The sequence below is a fragment of the Ruminococcus sp. NATIVEDY160 genome, from assembly GCF_045819885.1.
Taxonomy (GTDB): Bacteria; Bacillota; Clostridia; order Oscillospirales; family Acutalibacteraceae; genus Ruminococcoides.
In genome coordinates, this window is record NZ_CP162391.1 from 2209596 (window position 1) to 2234562 (window position 24967).

The window sequence follows — 24967 nt, forward strand, 5'->3', positions numbered from 1 at the left end:
AGCGGTATTTGAGCATTTTCGGCAGTCCTGCTTTTGCGGGGCTGCCTTTTTGCGTTCACACGGACAACAGCATTGCTTCAACTGCATTTTTGTGCTACAATCAAAACAGATAACACGCCCCAAAGAAGGTAAAGCAAAATGACTCATTCCTTTCCGCTATCCGCTGAACAACAGAACTTTATCAGCATCGCGCAGACGGGCAAAAACGTCCTTGTCGACGCCTGCATAGGCAGCGGAAAAACTACCGCAATCCAGCGTTTATGCGACGAGCTGCCAAAGAGTAAGCGCATACTGTATCTCACATATAACCGCCTGCTGAAAATCGACGCGCGCTCCAGAATCGCCAGCGCGAACACCACCGTCACCAATTATCACGGGTTTGCCTACGGCACCCTGAAGCGTATCGGAATAAACCCCGGCATTTCAGATCTGATCCAAGCCTTTATCGAGGCAAAACCGCCGTTTCCGCCGTATGACGTGCTGATTATCGACGAGTACCAGGACATCGAGCAGGAGTTTGCGGATATGCTTGAAATCATCAAAGCCGCTCGTCCTCAGATACAGATCATCGCCGTCGGAGATATGCAGCAGAAAATTTACGACAAAACCACGCTCAACGCGGCGGATTTCATTCATCGCTTTCTCGGCGATTACGAACGGCTGACGTTTACTCAGTGCTTCCGTCTGTCCCGCGACCACGCCGCCATGCTCGGAAGGGTATGGAAGAAGCCTATCGTCGGCGTGAATCAAAGCTGTATCGTAGAGGAAATGAACCTCTCGCAGGCAGAGGAATTCCTGTCAGAACAGGATCCCCGCGACATTCTCTGTCTCGGCTCGCGAAACGGCTCGCTGTCCGATACGCTTAACGAGCTGGAATCAAAATATCCCGACCGATACAACAAAAACACTGTCTACGCCAGCATATCCGAGGGCGACAACACAAAGCCCGGCCCCGAAACGGCGATTTTCACCACCTTTGACAGCAACAAGGGTCTGGAGCGGAAAATCTGCGTCGTGTTTGATTTTACGGAGAGCTATTGGCAGGTGCGGCTGCGTCAGCCTCAGCAATCATACGAAATACTGCGCAATATCTTTTGCGTTGCCGCGAGCCGCGGAAAATAGCATATCATCTTCGCGCATTCCGACGAAGCGCTGCTGTCCGAGGACACGCTTTCACACAACAGCAGCGATAACACCCTGCTCAGCGATATGGACATCGGGGATATGTTCCGCTTCAAATACCGCGAGGATAACGAGGAATGCTATGAACGGCTGACTGTTGCACCGATAACGCAGCATAACCTCACCGTCATTCACACCAACACCTCAGACGGGCTGATCGATCTGGCGCCATGTATCGGTCTGTATCAGAAGGCGGTATTTTTCAGCGGATACGATATCGAAAAGGATATCGAGCTGAAAATCCGGATAAACAAAAACAAAAAATACCTGTATAACCGGGAGCTTAAAAATGCGCCGCTTGACAAAAAGATTCTCTTTTCCACCTTTCTCGACACCAATCAGGAACGGTATTATACGCAGGTGAAAACGCCCTTTGTCAACAGCGTCACCACAAGGCGGATCTGCGCCCGTCTGAGCACGATGTTTGTTGCCGACGAGCAGGTTCAGCAATACTGTCAGATAGATTTTGCAGCGGACAAAAACCGCTCAAGGGCGTTTTCCGCCATCGGTCACGCGGATCTTGTGCGCGGCAACACAGTCTACGCTTTGCGCTTTACCTCACGGCTGAGCCATGAGGATTTTCTGGAATGCGCCTGCTATATGATCGGGCTGGGCGTTTCGAAGGGCGTGGTATGGAACGTGCGCGACAACGCCATGTTTTCGGTTGAGATCCCCGACAGGAAAGGGCGATCACCGCGTATACTATTGGAGATATATCTTCCCCGAGTTTCTTGAAGCGATGTACTCGCAGAAGGTCGCAGTATTGATGTAAAAACAACACGCAGGCTCACCTTGAGTCTGCGTGTTTGTTTATGATATCTAATCCTTAAATCTTCATATTCCGTTTTCACCAGTTCAAGCTCTTCAGGATCCATCAGGCATGCCCTGATTGTTTTTGCCCGCCTGACGCAAAGTGCCTTCGTATTGCAAGCCACACTTTTCCATCACCCTGCCGGATTTCGGGTTGTTGGTGTCGTGGGTCGCCTGAATGCGGTTTACGCCGACCTCACGGAACAAAAACCCGATCACGCTTCCAAACGCCTCGGGCATGATTCCCTTGCCCCAGTATTTCTCGCTCAGGCAATAGCCGATTTCCGCGCAGTCAATTTCCTCCTCAAGTCTTACAACGCTGATACTGCCTATAGGCTGTCCGTTTTCCTTGTATTCGATCACCCAGTTGTAGCAGTCAGCGTTTTCATAGCAATCAATGCAGTATTGAATGTAGCCGCGCGTCACGCCGTCTTTACAGTCAATCACGCGGATTACACCGTCCTTTTCGCCATCCGCCGTAATAAAATAATAGGTCGTTTCCGGCTGATTGAACCGCCAAATAATTTTATCGATTTTCTCTGTTGCGGGGCTGGTTTCGGTATCGTGATATTTTTCATACAGCTCCGAGAATGCCTCGACCTGCATTTTCCAAATCGTCTGCAAATCTTCAAAGTTTGCTTTCAGCAATTCAACTTGTCTGTTCATCGTATTTTCCGCTTTCAGAATCCAAATATTGTCTTTTAGTTGATTATAACACTCCCGTTTTATTTTTTCAATTCCAATTGAATCTGCCGCGCAGAAATGCCATACTGAAAGAAAAAAAGGAGGGCAACTATGAGAATTATTATCGCACCCGCGAAGCAGATGAAGGAAGACACCAACACCTTACCCTATGCGGAGCTTCCCGTCTTTCTTGACAAAGCCGAACGGCTGAAAAACTACGTCAACAGCCTCTCCTATGACGAGCAGAAAAAGCTGTGGGCGTGCAGCGAAAAAATCGCGCAGGAAAAAGCGTTCGCTTCGCGGAGACGGACTTGCGCAAAAGGCTCACGCCCGCGATTTTAGCCTACGATGGCGTGAACCTGCTCAACGCGAGCGATGAAAGCGCAGGTCAGTCGGTACCGCATTTCCATATCCACATCATTACGCGCAAGCGCAATGACAGCATCGACGGATGGCCTGTTTTCAAGGGCGCCAAAAAGAGCTAATCGTACCATTTTGAAAAACTGAAAATGAACGGTTGACAAATCCTGTTAGTGATAAAATCTGCAAAACGTTTTTCGCACAGGCAGAGAAGGAAGGATTCCTGTTCGGCGGCATGAAGCCGACCACAAAGCATCCCTCGGATCTGATCGCGGTGCTCTCTGACAAAACGCTCTGCTATGTCAACTTCATCGGCAGAATTGCGGCAGGTTCCGACGCGGAAAATGTGTTAAAAACAGACGTTCTGTTTTATGTTTGGGATTGCGTTATAATCGAATCATTATTGTTTGCGGATAACTCCGGTGATGATTCTTCCGCAATAGCGGCAGCTGTAGTTTTCGGTGACCGCTCCTACGATCGGCGCTCCGCAACCCGGGCAGCGGTCTTTGACGATTTGCTTTGCAAGCGAGATTCGCAGCATTCCGCCGTGCTTTTCCGGGGAGCAGCCGCGCAGATACCCCTCTTTGATTGATTTTACGATTTTTTTATAGACCCATTCGGGAGTAATACCGCTTGACTGTCCCAGCGGCGAATTTGCTCTGCTTATCTGCGCCAGTTCCGATATTGAAATAAAGGGCGTTGGAATCTGAGCGAAACGGCGCGCGTAACGCTGCGCGTTTTCTATGGATAGCATCCGCACAAATGTGAACACAAGCGCCGAGCCGACGGATACAAGCCCAAACGCGGAAAAGATGATCACATTCATCATGCTTGCCCTAATCAGCTCAAACGAAGAGTAACTACGTCCCGAAAGCAAGGTTTCCCTCAGATATTCCTCGTTATTATAATTGGAAACAAAGGTCATAAACACGATGAAAAAGATGAAAACGAAAAACAGAGCGATACCAAATCCGACAGCATACGCAATTCGCTTTGCGTTTAACGAAGGAGCTTTATAATAGTCGGGATTATTTGGCTTTCTGTTAGCGTTATCGTTGATAAAGTAAACCCGCTGTCCCGATACGACCTGCGCAGTCAGATCGGAGCTGCCGCAGTACGGACACATTCCCGTGAAATACACGCGCTTTTCCATCCATCCGCCGCAGCTGCGGCAGGAGCAGGTGACGGTTTTGCTGTAAAGCTCGATGATTTCGGGATACCGATAGTTTACGGTTTTGATGACTCTGAAATTTTTCATATATAATAGGTGAAGCAGCGCAATACGGCTTTTGATTTGCGGCGTAATTCTGCCTGTCACCTCGGCAAGCTCCGCAAAATCGACGTATCCGTTCAAATCACCCTCAAAATAGCTTGAGAAAAAGCATGCGTCGTTGATAAGCCTTCGTGAGATTCTTGAGCATACGATCATCAACACGCCGATGATAAAGAGAAATACCGAACCGAGAGTGCTGTTTGCGCGAATAATCGTGAACCAGTCACCGAAGTAATATACGATCAGCTCAATCATATTAGAGGCAGAAGCCGCCGTAAAAAATATGCCGAGAATCAGTAAAATGACATTCTTCACTTTTAAAAATGAAATAAGACCGTTTTTAAGATACATAATGAATCCTCCAACATATGAGAAGTGATTTGACTGTTAAACCTTCTCAAATCTTCTTACCACCCAATCGTGCTTATAATGCTCATACGGGCTTGAACAATGCGGGCAGCGCCTGATTCGTGAAGCGTCGAAGCTTGCGCCGCAGCTGCGGCAGGATACCGCGTGGATCGTAAAACCGTAATCGCTCTCGGCGCTCGTGCTTTTGCAGAGCAGGAGATTGAATTTATCCTTTTTTCTGAAGATCCTGCTGCCTTTGCAATGGATATCGTCCATATGCACCACAACATCCAGGTATACCAAGCCGTTTTCGACATAGTATTTCTTCACATCGAAAAGACTTCCATAGCGAAGGTCGATAATATCATCAAAGGAATTTTTCATGGGTTCACCGTCATAGACTGAGAGCTCGTCGTAATTATCCGAGTATACCATCATACTTGTCAAATAAAGGATCTTCCCTAACAGGTGATCGATGGAAAAGTTCGGTTCGAAACTCCGCATAAAGCCCGGGAGATGCTTTCTGACGCGACGATACCGGAGAATCAGCGGCAGACTTATCAGCGATTTCAAGAGCACATAGCCTACTGTCGCTACGGCAAGAAGAATATATCCGCCTGCCAGACCGACCGCCGCGGCAGCAGCGAGATAGAATATGCATTGAATGATGCCGAGGACGTCTGCGCTTTGGAACGCCTGTGCAAACAAATCCATATTCGTGAGATACGTGATCGACGGACCGAGAATTCCGCCGAGAATCACATAGGGCAGTACATGACGGGCGTAGCTGAAGGTCGCAACCGTATAATAATTGGTGATCTTCGGATAAAGATCGTTCAGCAGGAACCGCGTTCCGCAGAACTCGCAGCCTTCGGCGAGCTTTCTGACGACCGTCGGAGCGCCGCAGTGAGGGCACACATAATTAGCGTCTGCGTCGATCTCGGAGTTCTTCTGACCCTTGAGCCATAACGCAAACGCGTAGATATTCTCCTTTTCATGGATCTCCTTTTTCAGCTTGCCGTGAACGGAGTATCCGACCCTCGCGTCAACATTGTGAAAGGGGATCCTCGTCACGTAACGCGTATCGACGTCCATCTTCCACGCGATCCCCTTGAACATCTTGTCGAGATTATGTGTGTAATCCAGAGAGATGGAAGCGCCCTTTTTGTTGAGCCTTTCTCTTTGCAGAGACCGCGTATACTTCAAATCTGCCGACGCGTCGTCAGGATCGGCTTTACCGCTCTGCGAATCCAGCTGAGTGATAAACCTGTCGAGCATGATCTTTGCCTGCTCGTCGTAGTTGTAGTTTATATTGTTTGAATTTGAATTCATAGTCATGCTCTCTTACCGCCTTATTATTCAATGTATAAAATATACCATAGATACGGACTTTTGTCTATATTCAAAGCGTTTCTGGGGACAAGTAAAGCCGCCAAGCAGGATTATCCGTCGGACGGCTATATTATTTTGTATAATAACCACTTATCTCCCAAAACCGACCACTTATCGTAAAACGGTGGATTTGATTCTCCAAGCGTGCTATACTGTTGTCAACAAAGGAGGAAAAACAATGCAGGTAGAAATCAAAATCGACGACAGCTGTATTGAGCCGAAAGTGATTATTATTACCGATAAGGTAAATGATGAAATCAACGACATACTCAATACGCTTTCATCTAAAACGCCAGAGGTTATCACGGGCTTTTACAATGATTTGGCGGAAATCTTATCACCCGAGGACATTATCCGTATTTACGCGGCGGGCGGCAAGACCTTTGCTTCGGTCAGCAAGAAAGAATATATCCTCAGGCAGAGATTATACGAGCTTGAGGAACAGCTGACTAAGCACAGCTTTGTGCGTATTTCCAACTCGGAGATCATCAATCTGAAAAAGGTACGCAACTTCGATTTGAGCTTATCGGGTACAATTTGCGTTACGCTGTCCGACGGTACGGCAACATATGTTTCAAGACGCTATGTGTCAAAAATCAAACAGGTTTTAGGTTTATAGGAGGTAAATTATGAAAAAGAAAGTTATTCTGCGCAGCCTGATCGGTGCGCCTATCGGTTTAAGCATCAGCTTTATCATCACACTTATCATTTCGGTAATAATCAACAAGGGAGAGTATTATCCTGTAGTGCCGCAGTTGACTGCTCTTTGCGGAAATGAGCTGAACGCCGTCGTAATTCAGACGATATGCTCTTTAATTTACGGAGCCGCGTTCGGAGGAACATCGGTTATCTGGGAAATTGAAAACTGGAGCCTTCTGAAGCAGACAGTTATTCACTGCATTGTTATCTCCGTATCAATGCTGCCGATCGCTTACTGTATGTACTGGATGCCGCATAGCTTTTGGGGTATCGCTGGCTACATTGCAATTTTCTTCTTCATTTATTTCTTCATCTGGTTCAGCCAGTACTTTGCTATGAAGAAAAGGATTCAGGAGTTTAACGAGAAAGTAAAAGCAGACTAAATAAATAGCTGCCGCCAAGTAGGATATTTTCCTGCTTGGCGGCGTTGTTATTTCTAAACTAATATTTATAAAATGGCAAATCGTCTCAATAATTCCTTATTTAACTAATTACGGTAAATCGTATCGCCGTTGATGGTGACCGATTCGATATCCTTGATATTGACAAAGATGTTTTCGGGTTCTAAAGGCGGTCCGATCACGGTTGAATATTTGAGGTGAACCGTGGTATGATACACGCCGTTTTCGCCCTCTCTATGCTCGCCGCCCTCGTTGGTGTACAGATAATACACCGTGCCGTCGGTAAGGGTGACCTTGCTGGTGTCGTCCCATTCCGGGAGCAGGAAGCACTTATCCAATCCGTTCTCATTTGGAGATTCGGGATTATCGGCGTCGCACTCTCCGGACAGGTAGATGCTGAACGGAGAAACGGTCATACGGGCGTTCCGTGTGTTTTTGACAACAATCTCAGGTTCGGTCTCCGCACTGAGGTCTTTTTCAATACTGATGAGATGCAGATCAACGCGGCGAACAAAATCGAGCGGCGGTTTGCCAAGAACGAACCGTTTGAACAGGGTGAATATGACGTTCAAAAGCATGAGCCTGCACAAGAAACACAGCCCTTTGAGCCGTACAAGGGCAAAATCCGCAAGTCAGGCACCGGCGGTATCTATGAGCTGAACGACCACCTCTTTGAGGGCAGATACTCGCCTACCAATGCCTACGGCAAGCGCGAGGTTCACACCGTCTACGCCAAGACGAGAGAGGAATGCGAGCGCCTGCTCAACGAGATGATTTCCAAGGTGCGAGCGGAAATCACGGCGGAGAAAAAACGGTTAAAAGAAGAACAAGCCGCGCAGGAATAATCTTGCGCGGTTTTAAATCTCTGGACTTTTCCATTTTCTGTGGTATTGTGTTGTGCTAAAGGAGGTGCCGCAATGGACACAATCAAAGAGCTGTACTACGGAAATATCCATCCGTATGAACGCGAAATCAAAAAGGACAGCGAGATTGACCGTCTCGCAAAGCTGGTGCTCAAGCATGACGCGGAGCTCCGGAAAACGCTCAACGAGAGCGAAACAGAGCTCTTCGGCAAGCTCAAGGACGCGTGGGCAGAACTGAGCGGTCTGAATGAATGCGAGTGTTTTGTCAACGGCTTTCGCCTGGCAATGCAGCTCATGGCAGAGTCGCTGGAAAAAGGTGATTAACGCTGCACGGCAGCCCTGTCAAAAGCAGGGCTGCCGTTTTTTCGTAACCGCTCAACAACCACCCCATCACCCAAAACGCAAGCCCTCGGCAAAACACTGAGGGCTTGATTATGCAAAAACCTTATTCTTCTGTTAATGGTGCCGGTTTGGTTCTCGTTGCAATGGATTCTTTGATTTCCTCGCTCCAGGGCATGAAGCTTTCCAGTTCTTCATTTGAAAACGGTCTGCCCATGTACTGCATATCTGTCAGGATGAGGTTAAGATAGGTGTACGGTTCTATACCGTTTGCCTTTGCTGTTTCGATCAGACTGTAAATGATCGCACTAGATTTGGCACCTTTGACGGTGTCGGAGAACAGCCAGTTTTTTCGCCCGATAACAAACGGTCGGATTGCGTTCTCGGCAAAGTTGTTGGATATTTCAACCTCGCCGTTTTTCAAAAACGTTCGCAGATACTGCTCTTGGTTCAAGGCATAATTTACCGCGTCCTCCAGCTTGCTGCCGATAACAGGGTCGAGCGATCGCACCCAGAGGTAGTATTCATCGACAATCTTCTCAGATTTATACTGTCTGCTTTTCAACCTCTCGGCGTTTGTTTGAGTTTTCCATTTTTTCTCCAGAGCAAACAGCTTGTTGCAATAATCGTAACCAATCGCCGCTTTGGAGTTCTGCGTCGTCGCGCCCTTTGGCATCGCGTCTCGCCATGCCCTGCGCATATGCGCCCAACAGCCGCAGCGAGTGACATTTTCAACAGCGTTGTACGCGGTGTAGCCGTCGGTCACGAGATACCCTTTAAAGCTGCTCAAAAACCGCTTGGGGCGTTCTCCGGTTCTGTCCGGCTGATACTCAAAGATGCGTATCGCCCTTCCGGAGCGAATATCTGAGCCGTATACCCACATCCTCGAATCCGACTGCGGCGTTTTGCCATCTTCCTTGAGAACCTGTACCACGGTTTCATCTGCGTAGACGACGCTGCCCGCGAGGAGCTGTTTTTTCATCAGCTTGTAGAGCGGCTTAAGCCATTTCTCGGCAACCTTTATCATCCAGTTTGCCATTGTTGCTCTTGAAAGGTCAAAGCCGTCGCGCAGCCAGATCTTCTCCTGCCGCGCTAAAGGTACGCCGTCCAAATACTTTTGCGTCATCACGTCCGCGACCAGCGACGGCGACGCATAGCTGTGCTTGATGAGCGGTTCGGGCGGCTGAACCGTGTAGATCCGCGTTACGCCCTTGTTTTTCTCACAATTGTCGCAGGTGTATGTGTAGGTGTAGTAATTGACGACCTTGATCTGTTTCCTGATGACAACGAGCTCCTTGCGCAGGAATTTCTTGCCCATTATACGCAGAGAATTGCCGCAGCTCGGACAATACCTTTCATCCTCGGGCAGCTCGAGAATGACGTCCTCCGAAGGAAGCTCCGCCATTCTGTCCGCAAGCGGTCTCTTTGGTTTGCGCTTGTGCTCCGGCACGATAATCGTTTTTTCATCGGGCTCGGGAGCCTTCGGGTCTTGCTCGGCTTCCGCTTCATTGAATACGCTGAGCTGGCCGGGAGAAACGTATTTCTGCTTCTCACTTGACTGACCGAAACGCGCTCTCTGCATGTTCACAAGAATCTCGTTCATGTGCTCCAACCTCAATTTGAGGTCGTCTATTTCTGTTCTGAGTATACTGTTTTCATGCTCTAATTCAGCGATGCTTTTGGATGATTTCTTCGATTTTTCGGACAATTTAAGCACCGCCTTTTCCGTGGTTTTTACTGTATTTATTATACCACAAAACCATTGAAAAGTCCAGTGCTTAAGCCATTTCTTTGCTAAAGCATATCCTTTTGGCGGCTCTTTTTTATGACCTTTTTCTGTTCTGTCGCCAAGCCCTCCATCAGCCACCGAAAGCTCTGCGGCGTCAGCAATTTCAACTCATCTTTTGAACGCGGCCACTGAAAGCTTCCGTTATTCAAGCGCTTGTACAAAAGGACAAATCCATCTCCCGAAAACCACAGCGCTTTGATCCGATCCGTTCTTCTTCCGCAGAAAAGGAACAGGCTGTTTTCATCAATTTCACAGCCGTATTGCAGCATGACGATTTGCGCTAACCCGTCGATTCCGCGGCGCAGGTCAGTGTAACCGCACGCGATGTAGTAGTTTTTGATATTCGATAAGTCAATCATGGCTGCCTCAAAAAAGATACTGCGGCGGCCACGACATCCGGCTGCGCGTTCACCGGAATTTCAATGGTTGTGTCAGCAGTCTTGATGACAATGCTTTGCGCTTGTCCGACAGCGTATTCTGCCGGTGGCGTGAATTGTACAAGCTCAGGCTGAGTTGCTTCGGATCGCACTTGTTCAACCGCAGCTTCTCTAAGCCTGCGCAACCGGTAGTAATACGTCTTGGCGGCAATACCGACCTGCCTACAATATGCTTGGACGCTTAGACCACTCTCCTCGCGTTCACGCACCATCGCGCTCCATTGGCTTAACCTGACCTGCCGCCTTATTTCCATAATCCCGTTCATGTAACCACTCGCTTTCTTTTCTCAAAAAGTGCAATTCTGTCCATTGCACTTTTTGGGACTGTTTTTCCCATCTATTATCTCACGAATTTTTCAGTTTTGATAGAGGGGTGATTGTTGAGCGGTTACGTTTTTTCTTATTGAAGTCAAAATTTGAGCTGCATAAAACAAAGAAAGCGCCTACGGAGATATCGCAGGCGCTATGTCAAGAATACGCGTAATAGAGATTTTTTCTTGAAGTTTCGTATAGATGTGAACAAAATAAAAAAACAGAACTGCTTAGTTGAGTTTGGCGATATATTTCTCCAAAACACCTTCCAGCTTTTTGAAATCACAGCAGCGCTTCACAAGATTTCTGTTGCTCTCGGGATAGCGTACTACGATATCATACAAACGGTTCGCTCTTTTCACAATTATATCCTGATTCTGCTGACAGTATGAAAGCTGGTTTTTCATTAAATCTTTATAAGAAATCGTTTTTTCACTGTCATTTGGATTAATTTTCAAATTTAACGGTGTCAACAAACAATCCTCGACAGGCAACATATTATTAATATTTAATGCTCCGATTACCTTAGCCGTCCCGTTAATACTTTTTGTTGCCGAATCGGTAATGCGCATAAAATCTACACCGTTCTTTTTGTTATCGAACTTCTTTTTGGCGACGAAAGCGGAATGCAGTATTTCTTCCCGTTCACCAAAACAATAATTCCAACAAACGGGCGGATTGCTTTTCCGCTTTGCGGTGAAACGGACATTACATTGTCATCCACCTTTTCCAAATTTCTGACATACTTCATATCAATAGTATACAATCTCAGTCTTGGCTGATTCATAACACTCACCCCAATATGTATAAGGGGCTGGCTCAAAAGTGAAAAAGAGCCAGCCTCATAATTACGACAGAAAAGAATCTTTTTTTTGAAAATCTGAGCAATGCAAAGCAGAGGGTATCGCTACTCTCTGTTTTTTTATGTTAAATTGTGGAAAAATCAGGCGGTCAATTTTTCGTTGGGTTTCTTTTTCTCGAAAAGATATGTTTTCGTTCTTTTTTGAATGATTTTGTTGTAGTACTTTTTGAAGTTGTACGCAAAGCAATGAAAAAGCATTTCGGTTTTGACATTCTTCTTTCCGCGGGTCAAAAATCGTCTGAAGCCATAGTCCTCCTTGAGCACGCCAAAAGCCCCTTCTACCTGTATAGAGCGGTTTATTCTTAGTGTGATTCCCTTTTCGCTTGTGATGTTATCCAGCGACTGCCGGCTGTATTTGTGGAAAAGTTTTGAATGTTCAAGCTTTCTGATGCCGTCCTTGCTTTTGGTGCATTGGTCGCGGTGAGGGCATTGATAACATTTCTCGGTGTAGTAAACTCCCTTTTTGGATTCATACCCTGTGCCTGATTTCGATTTCTTTTCTCCTCGCAGCGTTAATGTCTCTCCGCCCGGACAGGTGAATGTATCTGTTTCTTCGTTGTATTCAAAATTGTATTTTGCGTAAGGGTGCTTTTTCTTTTTGTTTTTGTTTTTCTTTGTCTGTTCGTAGTTCTGCGGTTTAATGTAGCTTTCCTGTTTGTTTTCAGCCAGATACACAAAACTGACTAAATAATCAACGTGTAGTTGCTATAGACAAAGGCGTGGTTTTCTGTTATTATATAGTGATATAAGGAACACTTTTAGAAATGGAATGAGAAAGGGTATATGAAAATCACTGTAGTATGCGACGTGCTGGGCGTTGAAAACAACGGAACGACGATCTCAGCAATGAACCTTATCCGCGCCATGGCAAAGCGCGGACACGAGGTCACTGTAGTCTGCTCGGACGAGGACAAAAGAGGAAAAGACGGCTATGTGGTGATGCCGACCCTCAGCCTGGGTCCGCTTAACAATTATGTAAGCAAAAACGGCGTTTCGCTTTCGCGCGCGAACAAAAGGGTGCTTAAGCCCGTTATCCAAAACAGCGACGTCGTTCATGTGATGATGCCGTTCATGCTGGGCACGGCGGCGGTCAAGCTGTGCAAGAAGTATGATATCCCCGTCACGGCCGGCTTTCATATGCAGGCTGAAAATTTTACCAGCCATGTTTTTATGAAGGACAACCCGCTTGCCAATCAAATCACCTACCACACGATATACCGCAATGTTTACCGCCATGTGGACGCGGTGCATTATCCCACCGAATTTATACGCAATGTGTTTGAGCAGGCGGTTCATCACAGGACGAACGGGTATGTGATATCAAACGGCGTGGGCGAGCGCTTCAAGCCTATAAAGATCGAAAAGCCCGCAGAATTTGCCAACAGATTCGTCATCATTTTTTCGGGGCGTTACAGCAAAGAGAAGTGCCACAGCGTGCTTATCGACGCCGCCGCGCTGTCGAAGCACAGCCGCGATATACAGCTGATTTTCGCGGGCGAGGGTCCGTTGAAGCAAAAGCTCAGGGAGCGCGCGAAGAAGCTTTACAACAAGCCGCTGTTCAACTTTTTCCCGCACGACCAAATGCTCAACGTGCTCAACTACGCCGACCTGTATGTGCACCCCGCCGAGATCGAGATAGAGGCGATAGCCTGTATGGAGGCGCTCGCCTGTGGGCAAGTGCCGATCATTGCGGATTCTCCGCGCAGCGCGACCGTTAAATTCGCGCTTGACGAGCGCAATCTCTTTAAAAACCGCGACGCGCAGGACTTAGCCGATAAAATCGACTTTTTCATCAAGCACCCCGATGTGCTTGAGGAGTACCGCGAGCGTTACAAGGGGATAGTAGCGGACTTTTCGCAGGAAGCCTGCATGGATAAGATGGAAAAAATGTTTTACGAGGCTATGAAATGAAGCGCGTATACTACTACAACGACGAGGTGAACGACGATTTCGCGTCCACCAACGGCAAGATAAACAGCGACACGGTGAACGGCGATTATCGCTACAGTCACCCGTCCGTCGGGTGGAAGATAGCTTCGTTTTTCGCTTACCGCGTTTTCGCCACGCCGCTCGTATGGCTTTATACCAAGGTGTGGCTGGGCGTGAGGGTCAAGAACCGCAGGGCGCTGCGAAAGGTCAAGGGCTGCTTTGTGTACATGAACCACACGCAGAACATAGCCGACGCGTTCCTTCCCACCATTTCGGCGTTCCCCAAGCGCGCCTATGTAATCACGGGACCCGAAACGGTGTCTATCAAGGGCATACGCGTGCTGGTTGCGCTGCTGGGCGCTGTTCCGCTGCCCTCGGCGCTGTCGGCTTACCGCAATTTTGAGCATAGGCTTAAAGAGGCTATGCAGGAAAAAGCGGCGGTGTTTATCTACCCGGAGGCGCATATCTGGCCTTACTGCAACTTTGTGCGGAGCTTTCCCGACAAGTCGTTTTCCTACCCCTGCCGCACGGGCTCGCCGGTCGTGGCGGCGGTCACGGTCTATCGTCGGCGCAGGGTGTTCAAAAAGCTTCACCCCAACATAACCGTTTATTTGAGCGAGCCGTTTTATCCCGACCCCTCGCTGCCCGAAAAGCAGGCGCGCAAAAAGCTGCGCGATCAGGCTTATGAGTTTATGTCGCGCACCGCGAAGGAGCATGGCAGCTATGAGTATGTTAAATATATAATGGCTAGCGAGTTATAAGTAATAAGTAATAAGTTATATGCAATAAGTTATAAGTAATAGGTTATAAGTATGTAGGGGTTGGGCTTTGAGCCGGCCCCCTGTTTTTCATTCAGTAAACCCGAGGAGATACACCAACTGCGAGAGGTTTCATAGCCTCTCGTATTTTTTTGCAAAAAACTGGCCCAAAACTCTTTCAAGTTTTGAGCCAGCCCCTTATTATTAAAGCTTCCACTTATACGGTAGGACTCACCTCTTGTAACACTTCCACTTATACGGTAGGACTCACCTCTTGTAGCACTTCCACTTATATGGTAGGACTCACCGCTTTTTATGGAAACCTGTGCTTCCATACGATGATAAGAAACCTCTTACCTTCAATAATATTATACAGTATATACTATTTTATGTCAAGCAGCAGAAAAAGAAAAACTACCGATAATACACGACAGTTTTCAACAAGTGACGGAAAATACTTACGTTCATCTTCCGATGCCGTCCTGCTCCCTTGATGGGTTCAGTGCGATTGGAAAGGTTCTTCAGTTCTCGTCCGGCATTCTCTTTTTGGTTTGCAATGGAGAAGAATGCTTACATTCATCTTCCGATAACTTCCTGCCCGCCTGATGGGTTCAGTGCGATTGGAAAGGTTCTTCAGTTCCCGTCCGGCATTCTCTTTTTGGTTTGCAATGGAGAAGAATGCTTACATTCATCTTCCGATAACTTCCTGCCCGCCTGATGGGTTCAGTGCGATTGGAAAGGTTCTTCAGTTCCCGTCCGGCATTCTCTTTTTGGTTTGCATAATTGAATAGCGGGAGTACCATTGGGTACTCCCGCTATTCAATGTCAAGACTGAGCAAAAAAGATAATTTTTCTTAAAGTTTCATATAGATGTGAACTACCGAAAAATCAGAGTCACTTTTAGTTGAGTTTATCTGCATTTCTATCTTAACCAATCCCTTAGTATTTGTCAAGCAATTTCTCAATGCAACCGCTCTATTTATTCTTACAGTATTGGTTGGTCAATTTCCGTTGGTTCCCTGGATAACATCGCAGACACGAGCGTTACATTTGGGGCATCGGACTACCACTTTAGCGGACGGTTTGTCATGGTGTTTTTTACAGTATTGATATGCTTCCAAACGCGACATCACAATAACTTTGATTCTTTCATTCATACTGTTTCCCATTTCTGCACACGACTCATTGTTTTCTGATATCATAATAGCATATTGATTTTCTTTCTGCAATCATTATACACGTATTTATGGTGCTTTTTCAGTGCATCTTTCTTCTGATATACTAACTACCTCTCATGTGGTAGTGAAAAACATAAAAACAATTTGCAAAGCAGAAGTTTGTAACGCTATGAAATTTTGACAAAACTGTGTTATCATATAAACAAAACTAATTCTTTTCCTTTATATCTTTTCGCTGTCAGGTAAGCGGCGAAAACAGACGTATAAAAAAGCAAAAGTATAAAAGAAACTCCATATGGGTTTTCTTTTATACTTTATCGCAAAAACTTTGAGGTGAATTATGATTTACGGATATGCCAGATGCTCGACCAACGAGGAATTGCAGGACATCAACAGACAGATCAGAGAATTGATACAGCTTGGCGCTAGGGAGGAAAACATTTACCGTGAATATGAAAGCGGTATGAAGAATGACCGTGTGGAACTTCAACGGTTGTTATCCGCTGTCGAAGCAGGCGACACAATTATTGCTACAGAGGTCAGCCGGATCACGCGCAGCACAAAACAACTCTGCGAAATCATTGAATTGGCAAAAGACAGGCACATCAAATTGGTGTTGGGTTCGTTTATCGTCGATTGTACAAAGGAGCTTGACCCCATGACAGAGGGCATGCTGAAAATGATGGGTGTATTCAGCGAGCTTGAGCGCAACATTATTAGCCAGCGCGTCAAAAGCGGCCTGCAGAATGCCAAAGCCAAAGGCGTAGCTATTGGAAGACCCGCGACATCTGAAGACAGGATCCCGAAAATATTTTTCAAATACTATCCAAAGTACAAGCGCGGTGAAATCAACAAGTCTGAATTTGCAAAGCTCTGTTCGGTTTCCTATCCCACGATATTCAAATACATCTCTGTTGTAGAAAACTGAATTTCCATACTTCAAAAGGCGACTTGAATTCAAGTCACCTCTTACATTTGCTATTTGCTTTCTAACTGATTTTGTTGCTTTTATTTTAATACCGAAACCTGTTTATCAAAGAGTTTGGAAGAAGCTTCGGTTAGACAGCCGTCATCGGTCAGCAACGGTGTATCCAGCACGGCTTTGACACTGACTGCCATCGACGCGGCGGCAACTACTGCCTTCTTGCTTTCTATAGAGTATTTGGAATAGTCAAAGCCTTCGCGTTCTACCGCCTCCTGCAACTTATGTATCAGCGGAAAAAACTTGGAGTCGAGAATCGCGAGAAGGCTATAAAACATATCAGTTCTTCTGCGAATAGCAATACACTGCTCGGCTCCTGCCTCCATTTGTTCGCAATATAAGGTTACCTCTGCTGCACTTGCTTTGGCTTCTTCAAGATTCTTTCCTGCTTTTGCCTCAACAATAATACCCATTATCATCAAAGCGGGTCCGGCAACAAGACCACCAAGTACAGCCGTACCGCCCGCTACACCCAATCCGCCTGCGGCAACTGATCCGCCTCCGAAAAAAGCAAGAGTAGCATTGGATGCCGCAGCTCCACTGAGAGAAGCGATTGCTGTTCCAGTTGAAGCTGCAGCAAATGTAGAAGCTGCGCTGTACGCGCCGAAAGCTGCCAACGCACCTCCTGTTACTCCCGCAGCAAGACCGCTTGACAGAGAACCCGCAAAGCTACGCATTTCTCCGAGCTCCTTAAACTCTTTCCTATCGATAGCCAGTTTATTCAGTTCGTTAAGCCCGAGTGACTCCGTAAAATCAACATTTTTAATCTGTGTAAATGTATCCATGAAGTCAGAAATGTTTCCGTTTAGAACGAACAGCTTTTCTTCTCCAAGCATTTCGAGGGATTTTTCACACTGCTGACGGTATATGTTAAGTCTGTTCGCCGCTTCTTCCATTCGCTCGTCAGAGTTTTCGTTCAGCTTTTTTGCATTATACTGGTCAAATCCCGCTTTTGTTGTTTTTCCTATACCGACAGCGCCAGTAGCAACTGCGATTCCGATAAACAAAATCGGTATTGGCATAAAATCCCTCCTTACTTCTTTTTTCCGAATCCGCCAAAGAAGCCGCCTATTGATTTCCCAACTCCCGAAGCAAATCCCGTAACTGCTGTTTTTGCATCCTCCAAAGCTTCTCCTGCTTTTTCGCCGACGGGCTCAACGGCCTTTGATATACCGGATGTGACCGGTTCAGCCGCTTCTTTTACCTGTGCGGCAATCGGAGCAACTGCGTTTTCAACATGGTCAAAAACAGTAGGCTTTATTTCCAGAGCTTCAACCGACGGAGTCTTTATCTCAGAGGCTTCACTAGAAAGTGTGGGTAACCTTAATCCGCGTTTATGCCGCGAAAGCTATTGACAATGAGTATGCATATGGTAGGCTAAATGCCGGGCAGCAGCCCATTTGTGGGGCTTGCCTGCGCTGACGGAATACCATATGCATAGAGGCTCATTGTCAATAGACCGTGGAATAAATGCGATTTACAGATTTATCAGTTGTTTTCTACTATACTGCAAATTCTAACCCACTGGTTCTAGGGAAGAGCCTTTTTGAGTCGAACTATTCATTCAAAAAAATCCCGAAATATTTTTATTCAACATTTATTCAACCATTATTCCAATATAGAATAATAAACATGAAAGAAAAACCGTACCAGACTGCCGAAAAACGGCTTTCTGATGCGGTTTTTGCTTTGGTGGAGATAACGGGGCTCGAACCCGTGACCTCTTGACTGCCAGTCAAGCACTCTCCCAGCTGAGCTATACCCCCATGAGATAATATTCTGTTTTGTTTAAATCGCGCCGCAGTTTTGACTGCGACGCTTCTGGTGGAGATAAGGTACGTTTGAAATTGCAAAACGTTTCATCTCGCATGATGGGTTCAGAGATGAAAGAATAGTATCATCTGCTCTCTCCCTAAAAACAGTCCGCCGGACTGTTTTCTTAACGGTCGCCTTCGAATCCCCGGAAAGATGGGCGGATTCTTTGGCTAATCGGTTGCCGCAACTGTGCAACTCTTTCTGGTGGAGATAAGGGGATTCGAACCCCTGACCTCTTGAATGCGAACCAAGCGCTCTCCCGAGTCACGCGCTTACGCACCCCAAAAGTTTTCACAAAATTCAATCCGCACATCCGATTTCTCAAGCATTCTCGTTTATACTGATTATATCAAACAAACGGAGGTAATGCAATGAAAAAACCAAAATACCATTTATACCTAACGCCTGATGAACGGCGCACGGTCATCAACAGCCTGATTGATTTGAGGAACGACCTCATATCACAGGGCAGATACACCGACATCATTGACGAGCTGCTAATCAAGCTCACGAAAGCCAAAGTCAAGAGAATTAAGATCAAGGAGGTCTGAATTATGGCGACAAAGATTACATACACACAGCAGGGAGATTATTTACTTCCCAATCTAAAGTTACCCGAACAGGATAGCCGTCCAATCGGCTTGTGGGGACAACAACACCTTCGCTATATCAAACGAAGCCGCCCTGTTCTCTACACCAACCTGCTTACCAAATGCAAGCTAAACGAATATCTTGCCGATATTGATGAACAGGCACGGAAGATGTACGACGAGCTTGTACAGGCTTTCGCTAAGGAAGAAGGCTGCACCGAACAACTCAAAGCATCTAATCCAATGCTATGGGTGAGTAAGATGAACAATATCCGTAATAGAGCACAGGAGATAGTAAATACAGAATTGATTTACACATAAGGAAAGCCTGATGATTTCGATAGAAGTCATCAGGCTTTTTGCATATTTTATCAAATTGAAAGAATAAAAACGGTTGAACTGAACTATTTAAGGATCGAGATAGCGTCAAGGATGGTTTTCTCCATTGCTTCCTGTCCGTATTTATCTACCTGCATTTTATCCTTTGCGCCGTGAGTCAGACAACCCGCTCCGCCGATACAGCCGCCGACGCACGCCATACCTTCGATAAAGTTTGCTTTCAAAAGATTTTTGCTCTTCATTGTCAGCGTTTTTTTACATTCCTCAATGCCGTCGCACGAAACAGCGTTCAGCTCAAAATCATCAAGCCCCTGCTCCTTCAAGCCCTCGGCGACCGCGTCGGCAAGTCCGCCGCAGCGAGCGAAAATCCTTCCGAAGTAGGAAGCGTTGTCGAGCACGCCTTCCTCCAGCGTGTTGAGGTCAATATCTCGGCTGTCAAACAGCGCCTGTAATTCTTCAAATGTCAGCGCGGAATCCACATAAGGCTTGACGGTATCGAGCTGGACCTCCATCTTTTTAGCCGTACACGGTCCGATAAACACGACCTTTGCATTCGGCGTTGTCTCTTTGATATACTTGGCGATCGTCGCCATCGGAGAAAGATTGTGAGAGACGTTCGGTTTAAGCTGCGGGAATGATTTGTTGATATAGTCCACAAAGGCGGGGCAGCAGGAGCTGGTCAAAAAGCCCTTTTCCGCAAGCTCCTTTGATTCCGCCTGCGCTACCATATCCGCGCCGAGAGCTGCCTCTACGACCGTATGAAATCCCAACTCTTTCAGTCCCGTTATAACCTGACCGAGTTTCGCGTAAGTAAACTGGCTGGAAATCGACGGGGCAACAACAGCATAGATCTTATAATTTCTTCCCTGCTCGCATTTCTTCAGCAAATCTATTACGTTCAAAATAAATGATTTGTCGCTGATAGCGCCGAACGGACATTGATAAACACAGGCGCCGCATGAAATACACTTTTCGTCGTCGATCTGTGCCGCGTTGTCGTCGTTGATGCTGATAGCCTTGATCTTGCAGGCATTTTGGCAGGGACGCTTACGGTTGGCTATCGCGGAATACGGGCATACCTTGGCGCATTGACCGCATTCCACGCATTTGCTTTTATCGATGTGCGCCACATGGTTGTAGTCAAAGGAGATAGCGCCGCGTTTGCAGACGTCCTCACAGCGATGCGCCAGACAGCCGCGGCAGGAATCCGTGACCTCATAACCGGCGGCAGGGCATTCGTCGCAGGCTATGTCGATCACCTCTATAACGTTTTGACGGTCAGAGTTACCGCCCATAGCGATTTTGACGCGTTCGGCGAGGATCGCCCTCTCTTTATATACGCAGCAGCGCATGGTCGGCGTTTTGCCGGGAACGATGATTTTCGGAATATCCAGCACGTTCTCAAGCAGCGTATCGTTCCATGCCTGACGCGCCACCTCGCGCAGCACCTTGTATTTCAGATACTGCACCTTGGTATCAAATTTTCTTAACTTATTCATTTACGTTCACCTAAAAATAACTGACCTTGATGCGTTTGCCCATCAGCTTGAGCGCCTTTGAAAGCTCTTGCACCAAATTCATTTTAATGTTGAAATTGATCGGCAAATCGGGATTTTGATGTGCTGGGTTAACTGCCTTGCCGACATAAAAATTTATATCCGTCGCTTCCTCAAACAACAGACGGCTGATAAGCGAAGCGCCGTCATTGCCGTAGCCCCATTCCTCATAGAAATCGTTGTTTTTGACATAGTCGTTGGCATATTCCACCACCTTGTTGATGGTGATAACGCCCTCGGTCACCAAATCGACGCCCTCCAGCTCCGCGATCGGCGGCACATCGCTGCGTTCAAAGCTGAGCTTTGGTCTGAGCGGTTTCCGCAGCCACTTTGCGGCGATGGAAGAAGTCGTTCCGCCGCAGATGATATGCTTGCCCTCCTTTGAGAAAAACAGGCTCATCATACGGTCGCAGTCGTCCCTGTCGGAAGGAGGACCGAAAAGGATATTCATCGGTACGCGCTTGCGGATCTTTATAACACAGGCAGTTGCGTCATCGCCGGGCTTACCGCCGTAGAGCCGGTTTACCTCGTCTATCAGCAGCTTTGAAAGCACCTTCGCGGTGAAGCCGCCGTCCGACATGCTCAGCATGTATTCCGCGATATCCTCCCATTTCCAGCCGAAATTATATGCGATACCGATCCCCGCGTGAGGACAGCCGTCGCTCATGGCGATGATGATGTCGTCCTCCTTTAAGCGGATAACCGATTTGTATATCGTTTTTCCGCCGATACTGAGCTCGGTTTTGGCATAATCATAAAGGTCGCCGTCGCGAATATAAATGATGTGAGGGTTATCATACTGGATCAGCTCGATGGTGCGGGAGTTGATGATGTGCATAATGGTAAAGGTGGAGTACGCAACGCCGCGCACCGAGCAGACAGGGAGCGTTGCGGCAATGGTAGACACACATTCCTCCAAGGGTAAGCCAGCCGCCATCATGGTCGAGATGATCTTTGAGGTGAGCGTTGAGAGGATACTCGCCTTTACGCCGCTTCCCATGCCGTCCGCCAGCACGATAACGGTAGAATCAGCGCCCTGATCTACGATGTCGATATGGTCGCCGCAAAGCTGCTCGCCGTCGTGGTTGATGCTTTTATAGCCGATCTCCGCACATAAATCATTCATCTGTGATCGACTCCTTCAGCTTTGACAGCGCTATTTTTGTTTCAGCGGCAGTTTCTCCGAGCAGCGAAGCGATCTCCTGTACGATACGCATTTGCTTGTCAACCACCTTGTCGGCAACCTCCACCGTCTGGCGGCTGATATCCTCCTTGCGGCGGCGTGCGGTCTCCTCCTCGGTGACATCTGTCATAATGCAGATCAGCATATTGCTCTCTTTGTCGGGAACGACTGTCATTTCCACATAGCGGTCGTACTCGGCTAAAAAGGTACGCTCATTGTATATGCCGCGGTGGGTGGACTGCACGTTCAAGAACGGCAGCGGATCGAGGATTCGCACCACCTGCGTACCCATTACATCCGACGCGGCGCGCAGATTCAGTATTTTCAGCGCGGCTGAATTGATCTGCTGTACCTCGAGCAGATCGTTCACGACGATCAGACCGTTGGGCGTGTTTTTAACGATGGTATCGGAAAAGCTTTCAGCCTTGTCCTTCAAAAACGGCAGACACATTGAGATTTCCGCCTTGCCCTGATAAATGGCGACAGCCTTTTCGCGGCAGGTATCGTAGCCGCAGGAGCCGCAGTTCAGCTCCTGAGAGGGCTTGAATTTACCCATTTGCCGCAAGATCTGGTTGATCTCATAATCGGAAGGCTTTGCCGAGCGCTGCGCGATGAACTCGAACATCTTCTTTATATCGACAGTTTCGGGCTGGTCGACCTCAAAATCGCGCTTACCGGCGTATTTGGCAACGGCAGCGTAATCACTGACCGGGTTCAGACGGTGCTTTTCCATAACAGGACCGCCTATGCAGCTTCCTGCGCAGGCGCTCATTTCAATAAAGGACTTGTGAACATTGCCGTCCGCAATATCCTTCAGGGCAGCTATACAATTTTCTACGCCGTCGATCGCAAAGTAAGTATAATCCTGCGCCTTTTGCGTCATAGTTTTCAGAATACCGCCGGTCGTCGGGAAAAACCGCGCAAGACTTTTTTCTGTATTGTCGGTTTTCTGTTCGAGGGTGATGTTTTCCTCTTTTAACCACGCGGACAACTCCTCGAAGGTCAGTGTGGCGTCAACTATGCCCTCGTAATACTCCGCCTCGTCCTTTTTGGCGACGCAGGGACCGATAAATACGGTTTTGGCATTGGGGATACGCGACTTGATATCCTTGCAGTGCGCCTGCATCGGCGACAAAACATCAGCGAGATACGGCAGGCAGCTCGGAAAATATTTTTGGATCAGCAAATTCACGGAATGACAGCAGGAGGAAATCACGATATCTCTATCCTCATCCTGCAGAATGCGATCGTATTCACGCTTGACGATCGTCGCGCCCAAAGCGGTTTCTTCAACGTCGTAAAAGCCGAGTTTTTTCAGAGCGGTACGCATTGATTCAATGCCCACGCCGGTATAATTTGCGATAAATGACGGCGCAAGGCTGACGATAACGGGAGCTCCGCTTTGCAGCAGGACGCGTACTTTTTCGGTGTCATCAACGATTTGCTTGGCGTTTTGCGGACACACTACAAAGCAGTGACCGCAAAGAATGCACTCGTTGCCGATAATATGCGCCTGATTTCCGGAAAAGCGTATGGACTTTACCGGACAGTGGCGAATACATTTATAACAATTTTTGCAATTTGATTTTTTTAATGTCAAACAGTTCGACATCTTTACGCTCACTTTCAATTGAGTTTTTGTAAAATTTCCTTTTCAAAAAATCTGTCGAAGGTTTCGGGTGTTACGCCCGTAATGATCTCGTCGTCAATTTGAACGGTGACACCCTCGCGGTTGCAGCGTCCGATACAGAAGCTGCCCGCAAGAGTGATCTTATCCGCCAGATTGCGTTCCTCAATAGCCTTTTGAAACAAATGGACAACTTGTTCCGATCCCTTGAGGTGGCACGACGAGCCAACGCATATCTGTATATTCATTTTTATACCTTTGTCTTTATGTTTGTTTCAAAAAATTCTCTGACGTTTTCGGGAGATACCGAATAGAAGGTGTCGTCAACGGTAACGCAAACACCCTTTTGGCACTGTCCCATGCAGAAGGTGCCGCCCAGCTCCACCTTATCGCTGAGGTCGTTTTGCGCGATAAGCTGCTGCAGCTGCTCTACTACCTGGCGCGAGCCCTTGACGTGGCAGGAGGAGCCGATACATACGGTTACTTTCATGCTGACCTTCTCCTTATTCGTACTCGACAACGTTTACCCAGCTGAGCAGGAACTCGCGCTCTGCTTCGTTGCCCTTTATGGACTGCGAAGCCGCTACGATCGGCATCCACTTCTGGACATACTGCTTTGCGGTGTCGCTCTTTTTGCAGAACAGGTCGAGATACTGCTTTGCGGTTTCATTGTCGCCCTTGAGCATGAACAGCAGATAGGTTCTTGCCGCGTCAGCCGCGCCGTTGCCCTGGGTAGCGTGCGACCAGTCGATGATGTAGGGAGTGCCGTCCTCGGCAATGATGATGTTGGACGGGTTGAAGTCGCCGTGGCATACCTTGTTGTGCTTGGGCATACCGTTCAGTCTGGTGTGCAGGTCATAGCGAGTGGTGGCGTCCAGCTCAGCCATGCTGATCTTGCGGTTCATTTTATCCTTGAGCTTGTTGAGCAGGGGACAGGTCTTGCTGAGAACGGTGAGCTGCAGATCAACAAATTGGTTCAGGTACTCGTCCTTCTTGTCGGGATCCTCATCCATCAGCTGCTGCAGGGTTTTTCCTTCGATAAAATCGGAGACGATAGCCCATTTTCCGTCGATCTTTGTTACCTCGTGGATCTTCGGGATATTCAGCCCGGTCTCCTCGATACGCGCCTGGTTCAGCGCTTCGTTGAGCACGTCGGCTTTTGAAAATTCTTCGTTGAATACCTTTACGCAAAGGTCGCCGTCACGGTAGACGGTTTTTGCGGTTCTTACCGCGATTACTTTATCCAGTGTCATTTTATT

28 protein-coding genes, 1 tRNA gene and 1 pseudogene are annotated in these 24967 nt (G+C 47.5%); 13 read left to right on the forward strand and 17 right to left on the reverse strand.

Annotation, left to right across the window (positions count from 1 at the left end; genetic code table 11):
* Positions 1 to 138 precede the first annotated feature (138 nt).
* On the forward strand, positions 139 to 1122 hold the full coding sequence (locus AB1I49_RS10855; RefSeq protein WP_407720975.1) for an AAA family ATPase: 984 nt from the start codon (positions 139 to 141) through the stop codon (positions 1120 to 1122).
* 102 nt (positions 1123 to 1224) lie between these two features.
* Positions 1225 to 1917 carry a hypothetical protein gene (locus AB1I49_RS10860; protein WP_407720976.1) on the forward strand — a complete coding sequence of 231 codons (693 nt, stop codon included), beginning with the start codon at positions 1225 to 1227 and terminating at the stop codon, positions 1915 to 1917.
* A gap of 129 nt (positions 1918 to 2046) precedes the next feature.
* Here AB1I49_RS10860 and AB1I49_RS10865 read toward each other — a convergent pair whose 3' ends face one another.
* On the reverse strand, positions 2047 to 2658 hold the full coding sequence (locus AB1I49_RS10865) for a GNAT family N-acetyltransferase (RefSeq protein ID WP_407720977.1): 612 nt from the start codon (positions 2656 to 2658) through the stop codon (positions 2047 to 2049).
* Positions 2659 to 2787: 129 nt separating this feature from the next.
* Here AB1I49_RS10865 and yaaA point away from each other — a divergent pair, with 129 nt between their 5' ends.
* Together yaaA and AB1I49_RS10875 are read left to right on the forward strand one after the other, a co-directional pair.
* Entirely contained in the window at positions 2788 to 3018 is a 231-nt protein-coding gene (gene yaaA, locus AB1I49_RS10870; protein ID WP_316612536.1) for a peroxide stress protein YaaA, read from the forward strand.
* A complete protein-coding gene (locus AB1I49_RS10875; protein WP_316612538.1) occupies positions 2988 to 3161 on the forward strand; it encodes an HIT family protein in 174 nt (57 codons plus the stop codon). The genes yaaA and AB1I49_RS10875 overlap by 31 nt, the downstream gene beginning before the upstream one ends.
* Positions 3162 to 3436: 275 nt before the next feature.
* Here the strand turns inward: AB1I49_RS10875 and AB1I49_RS10880 are convergent, their stop codons facing one another.
* Positions 3437 to 4660 carry a PhlB family protein gene (locus AB1I49_RS10880; RefSeq protein ID WP_407720978.1) on the reverse strand — a complete coding sequence of 408 codons (1224 nt, stop codon included), beginning with the start codon at positions 4658 to 4660 and terminating at the stop codon, positions 3437 to 3439.
* A 36-nt stretch (positions 4661 to 4696) separates the two neighbouring features.
* Positions 4697 to 5989 (reverse strand): hypothetical protein, encoded by a 1293-nt coding sequence (locus AB1I49_RS10885; protein WP_407720979.1) that lies wholly within the window; start codon positions 5987 to 5989, stop codon positions 4697 to 4699.
* Between the two features lie 238 nt (positions 5990 to 6227).
* On the opposite strand from AB1I49_RS10885, the gene AB1I49_RS10890 reads away from it, so the two are divergent.
* Positions 6228 to 6668, forward strand: a complete 441-nt coding sequence (locus tag AB1I49_RS10890; RefSeq protein WP_407720980.1) for a LytTR family DNA-binding domain-containing protein — start codon at positions 6228 to 6230, stop codon at positions 6666 to 6668.
* Positions 6669 to 6678: 10 nt separating this feature from the next.
* On the forward strand, positions 6679 to 7131 hold the full coding sequence (locus tag AB1I49_RS10895) for a DUF3021 domain-containing protein (RefSeq protein WP_407720981.1): 453 nt from the start codon (positions 6679 to 6681) through the stop codon (positions 7129 to 7131).
* A 104-nt stretch (positions 7132 to 7235) separates the two neighbouring features.
* Here the strand turns inward: AB1I49_RS10895 and AB1I49_RS10900 are convergent, their stop codons facing one another.
* Positions 7236 to 7565 (reverse strand): hypothetical protein, encoded by a 330-nt coding sequence (locus tag AB1I49_RS10900; protein WP_316611072.1) that lies wholly within the window; start codon positions 7563 to 7565, stop codon positions 7236 to 7238.
* 75 nt (positions 7566 to 7640) lie between these two features.
* Here AB1I49_RS10900 and AB1I49_RS10905 point away from each other — a divergent pair, with 75 nt between their 5' ends.
* Together AB1I49_RS10905 and AB1I49_RS10910 are read left to right on the forward strand one after the other, a co-directional pair.
* Positions 7641 to 7994 carry a hypothetical protein gene (locus AB1I49_RS10905; RefSeq protein WP_316611071.1) on the forward strand — a complete coding sequence of 118 codons (354 nt, stop codon included), beginning with the start codon at positions 7641 to 7643 and terminating at the stop codon, positions 7992 to 7994.
* 72 nt (positions 7995 to 8066) lie between these two features.
* Positions 8067 to 8336, forward strand: a complete 270-nt coding sequence (locus AB1I49_RS10910; RefSeq protein WP_407720982.1) for a DUF6809 family protein — start codon at positions 8067 to 8069, stop codon at positions 8334 to 8336.
* A gap of 121 nt (positions 8337 to 8457) precedes the next feature.
* Here the strand turns inward: AB1I49_RS10910 and tnpC are convergent, their stop codons facing one another.
* The 5 genes and pseudogenes from tnpC to AB1I49_RS10935 all read right to left on the reverse strand — a co-directional run bounded on the left by tnpC (position 8458) and on the right by AB1I49_RS10935 (position 12426).
* Entirely contained in the window at positions 8458 to 10059 is a 1602-nt protein-coding gene (gene tnpC, locus AB1I49_RS10915; RefSeq protein WP_407720983.1) for an IS66 family transposase, read from the reverse strand.
* A gap of 86 nt (positions 10060 to 10145) precedes the next feature.
* Positions 10146 to 10499 carry an IS66 family insertion sequence element accessory protein TnpB gene (gene tnpB, locus AB1I49_RS10920; RefSeq protein WP_407720984.1) on the reverse strand — a complete coding sequence of 118 codons (354 nt, stop codon included), beginning with the start codon at positions 10497 to 10499 and terminating at the stop codon, positions 10146 to 10148.
* Entirely contained in the window at positions 10496 to 10843 is a 348-nt protein-coding gene (gene tnpA, locus AB1I49_RS10925; protein ID WP_407720985.1) for an IS66 family insertion sequence element accessory protein TnpA, read from the reverse strand. Before tnpA ends, tnpB begins: the two co-directional genes overlap by 4 nt.
* A gap of 276 nt (positions 10844 to 11119) precedes the next feature.
* Positions 11120 to 11676 (reverse strand): annotated as a pseudogene (locus AB1I49_RS10930) (type III toxin-antitoxin system ToxN/AbiQ family toxin).
* A 156-nt stretch (positions 11677 to 11832) separates the two neighbouring features.
* Positions 11833 to 12426, reverse strand: a complete 594-nt coding sequence (locus tag AB1I49_RS10935) for a transposase (RefSeq protein WP_407720986.1) — start codon at positions 12424 to 12426, stop codon at positions 11833 to 11835.
* Positions 12427 to 12534: 108 nt separating this feature from the next.
* Here AB1I49_RS10935 and AB1I49_RS10940 point away from each other — a divergent pair, with 108 nt between their 5' ends.
* The 3 genes from AB1I49_RS10940 to AB1I49_RS10950 all read left to right on the forward strand — a co-directional run bounded on the left by AB1I49_RS10940 (position 12535) and on the right by AB1I49_RS10950 (position 16544).
* Positions 12535 to 13662 (forward strand): glycosyltransferase, encoded by a 1128-nt coding sequence (locus AB1I49_RS10940; protein WP_092970318.1) that lies wholly within the window; start codon positions 12535 to 12537, stop codon positions 13660 to 13662.
* Entirely contained in the window at positions 13659 to 14441 is a 783-nt protein-coding gene (locus AB1I49_RS10945) for a lysophospholipid acyltransferase family protein (protein WP_407720987.1), read from the forward strand. The genes AB1I49_RS10940 and AB1I49_RS10945 overlap by 4 nt, the downstream gene beginning before the upstream one ends.
* A gap of 1515 nt (positions 14442 to 15956) precedes the next feature.
* Positions 15957 to 16544, forward strand: a complete 588-nt coding sequence (locus tag AB1I49_RS10950) for a recombinase family protein (RefSeq protein WP_407720988.1) — start codon at positions 15957 to 15959, stop codon at positions 16542 to 16544.
* Positions 16545 to 16624: 80 nt separating this feature from the next.
* Here AB1I49_RS10950 and AB1I49_RS10955 read toward each other — a convergent pair whose 3' ends face one another.
* On the reverse strand, positions 16625 to 17620 hold the full coding sequence (locus tag AB1I49_RS10955) for a hypothetical protein (protein WP_407720989.1): 996 nt from the start codon (positions 17618 to 17620) through the stop codon (positions 16625 to 16627).
* Positions 17621 to 18288: 668 nt separating this feature from the next.
* Positions 18289 to 18364: transfer RNA gene (locus AB1I49_RS10960), tRNA-Ala, on the reverse strand.
* Between the two features lie 420 nt (positions 18365 to 18784).
* Between AB1I49_RS10960 and AB1I49_RS10965 the strand changes: the two genes are divergently transcribed.
* Together AB1I49_RS10965 and AB1I49_RS10970 are read left to right on the forward strand one after the other, a co-directional pair.
* Positions 18785 to 18964 carry a hypothetical protein gene (locus tag AB1I49_RS10965; RefSeq protein ID WP_316612775.1) on the forward strand — a complete coding sequence of 60 codons (180 nt, stop codon included), beginning with the start codon at positions 18785 to 18787 and terminating at the stop codon, positions 18962 to 18964.
* Positions 18965 to 18967: 3 nt separating this feature from the next.
* Complete coding sequence (locus AB1I49_RS10970; RefSeq protein ID WP_316612774.1) at positions 18968 to 19324, forward strand: TnpV protein; 357 nt, start codon at positions 18968 to 18970, stop codon at positions 19322 to 19324.
* Positions 19325 to 19407: 83 nt separating this feature from the next.
* Here AB1I49_RS10970 and AB1I49_RS10975 read toward each other — a convergent pair whose 3' ends face one another.
* Genes AB1I49_RS10975 through AB1I49_RS11000 form a run of 6 tightly spaced genes read right to left on the reverse strand, consistent with a single transcriptional unit; the run spans position 19408 to position 24961 of the window.
* Complete coding sequence (locus AB1I49_RS10975; protein WP_407720990.1) at positions 19408 to 20841, reverse strand: 4Fe-4S dicluster domain-containing protein; 1434 nt, start codon at positions 20839 to 20841, stop codon at positions 19408 to 19410.
* A gap of 10 nt (positions 20842 to 20851) precedes the next feature.
* On the reverse strand, positions 20852 to 22024 hold the full coding sequence (locus tag AB1I49_RS10980) for a SpoIIE family protein phosphatase (protein WP_407720991.1): 1173 nt from the start codon (positions 22022 to 22024) through the stop codon (positions 20852 to 20854).
* The gene (locus AB1I49_RS10985) at positions 22017 to 23693 is read right to left on the reverse strand and encodes a [Fe-Fe] hydrogenase large subunit C-terminal domain-containing protein (protein ID WP_407720992.1); all 1677 of its coding nucleotides are present in this window, start codon (positions 23691 to 23693) and stop codon (positions 22017 to 22019) included. Before AB1I49_RS10985 ends, AB1I49_RS10980 begins: the two co-directional genes overlap by 8 nt.
* A 14-nt stretch (positions 23694 to 23707) precedes the next feature.
* Complete coding sequence (locus AB1I49_RS10990) at positions 23708 to 23956, reverse strand: (2Fe-2S) ferredoxin domain-containing protein (protein WP_316626428.1); 249 nt, start codon at positions 23954 to 23956, stop codon at positions 23708 to 23710.
* 2 nt (positions 23957 to 23958) lie between these two features.
* Entirely contained in the window at positions 23959 to 24228 is a 270-nt protein-coding gene (locus AB1I49_RS10995; RefSeq protein ID WP_316626429.1) for a (2Fe-2S) ferredoxin domain-containing protein, read from the reverse strand.
* On the reverse strand, positions 24212 to 24961 hold the full coding sequence (locus AB1I49_RS11000; protein ID WP_407720993.1) for a phosphotransferase: 750 nt from the start codon (positions 24959 to 24961) through the stop codon (positions 24212 to 24214). Before AB1I49_RS11000 ends, AB1I49_RS10995 begins: the two co-directional genes overlap by 17 nt.
* Between the last annotated feature and the right edge of the window lie 6 nt (positions 24962 to 24967).

What these genes read in the sequence shown, in the direction of transcription:
- AB1I49_RS10975 (WP_407720990.1), bottom strand. Translation starts at nt 20,841, where the DNA reads ATGAATAAGTTAAGAAAATTTGATACCAAGGTGCAGTATCTGAAATAC.
- AB1I49_RS10885 (WP_407720979.1), bottom strand. Translation starts at nt 5,989, where the DNA reads ATGAATTCAAATTCAAACAATATAAACTACAACTACGACGAGCAGGCA.
- AB1I49_RS10890 (WP_407720980.1), top strand. Translation starts at nt 6,228, where the DNA reads ATGCAGGTAGAAATCAAAATCGACGACAGCTGTATTGAGCCGAAAGTG.
- tnpA (WP_407720985.1), bottom strand. Translation starts at nt 10,843, where the DNA reads ATGAACGGGATTATGGAAATAAGGCGGCAGGTCAGGTTAAGCCAATGG.
- AB1I49_RS10860 (WP_407720976.1), top strand. Translation starts at nt 1,225, where the DNA reads ATGTTCCGCTTCAAATACCGCGAGGATAACGAGGAATGCTATGAACGG.
- AB1I49_RS10955 (WP_407720989.1), bottom strand. Translation starts at nt 17,620, where the DNA reads ATGCCAATACCGATTTTGTTTATCGGAATCGCAGTTGCTACTGGCGCT.
- AB1I49_RS10900 (WP_316611072.1), bottom strand. Translation starts at nt 7,565, where the DNA reads ATGACCGTTTCTCCGTTCAGCATCTACCTGTCCGGAGAGTGCGACGCC.
- AB1I49_RS10990 (WP_316626428.1), bottom strand. Translation starts at nt 23,956, where the DNA reads ATGAATATACAGATATGCGTTGGCTCGTCGTGCCACCTCAAGGGATCG.
- AB1I49_RS10855 (WP_407720975.1), top strand. Translation starts at nt 139, where the DNA reads ATGACTCATTCCTTTCCGCTATCCGCTGAACAACAGAACTTTATCAGC.
- yaaA (WP_316612536.1), top strand. Translation starts at nt 2,788, where the DNA reads ATGAGAATTATTATCGCACCCGCGAAGCAGATGAAGGAAGACACCAAC.
- AB1I49_RS10950 (WP_407720988.1), top strand. Translation starts at nt 15,957, where the DNA reads ATGATTTACGGATATGCCAGATGCTCGACCAACGAGGAATTGCAGGAC.
- tnpB (WP_407720984.1), bottom strand. Translation starts at nt 10,499, where the DNA reads ATGATTGACTTATCGAATATCAAAAACTACTACATCGCGTGCGGTTAC.
- AB1I49_RS10880 (WP_407720978.1), bottom strand. Translation starts at nt 4,660, where the DNA reads ATGTATCTTAAAAACGGTCTTATTTCATTTTTAAAAGTGAAGAATGTC.
- AB1I49_RS10865 (WP_407720977.1), bottom strand. Translation starts at nt 2,658, where the DNA reads ATGAACAGACAAGTTGAATTGCTGAAAGCAAACTTTGAAGATTTGCAG.
- AB1I49_RS10895 (WP_407720981.1), top strand. Translation starts at nt 6,679, where the DNA reads ATGAAAAAGAAAGTTATTCTGCGCAGCCTGATCGGTGCGCCTATCGGT.
- AB1I49_RS10970 (WP_316612774.1), top strand. Translation starts at nt 18,968, where the DNA reads ATGGCGACAAAGATTACATACACACAGCAGGGAGATTATTTACTTCCC.
- AB1I49_RS10965 (WP_316612775.1), top strand. Translation starts at nt 18,785, where the DNA reads ATGAAAAAACCAAAATACCATTTATACCTAACGCCTGATGAACGGCGC.
- AB1I49_RS10985 (WP_407720992.1), bottom strand. Translation starts at nt 23,693, where the DNA reads ATGTCGAACTGTTTGACATTAAAAAAATCAAATTGCAAAAATTGTTAT.
- AB1I49_RS10940 (WP_092970318.1), top strand. Translation starts at nt 12,535, where the DNA reads ATGAAAATCACTGTAGTATGCGACGTGCTGGGCGTTGAAAACAACGGA.
- AB1I49_RS10945 (WP_407720987.1), top strand. Translation starts at nt 13,659, where the DNA reads ATGAAGCGCGTATACTACTACAACGACGAGGTGAACGACGATTTCGCG.
- AB1I49_RS10905 (WP_316611071.1), top strand. Translation starts at nt 7,641, where the DNA reads ATGCAGATCAACGCGGCGAACAAAATCGAGCGGCGGTTTGCCAAGAAC.
- AB1I49_RS10910 (WP_407720982.1), top strand. Translation starts at nt 8,067, where the DNA reads ATGGACACAATCAAAGAGCTGTACTACGGAAATATCCATCCGTATGAA.
- AB1I49_RS10980 (WP_407720991.1), bottom strand. Translation starts at nt 22,024, where the DNA reads ATGAATGATTTATGTGCGGAGATCGGCTATAAAAGCATCAACCACGAC.
- AB1I49_RS11000 (WP_407720993.1), bottom strand. Translation starts at nt 24,961, where the DNA reads ATGACACTGGATAAAGTAATCGCGGTAAGAACCGCAAAAACCGTCTAC.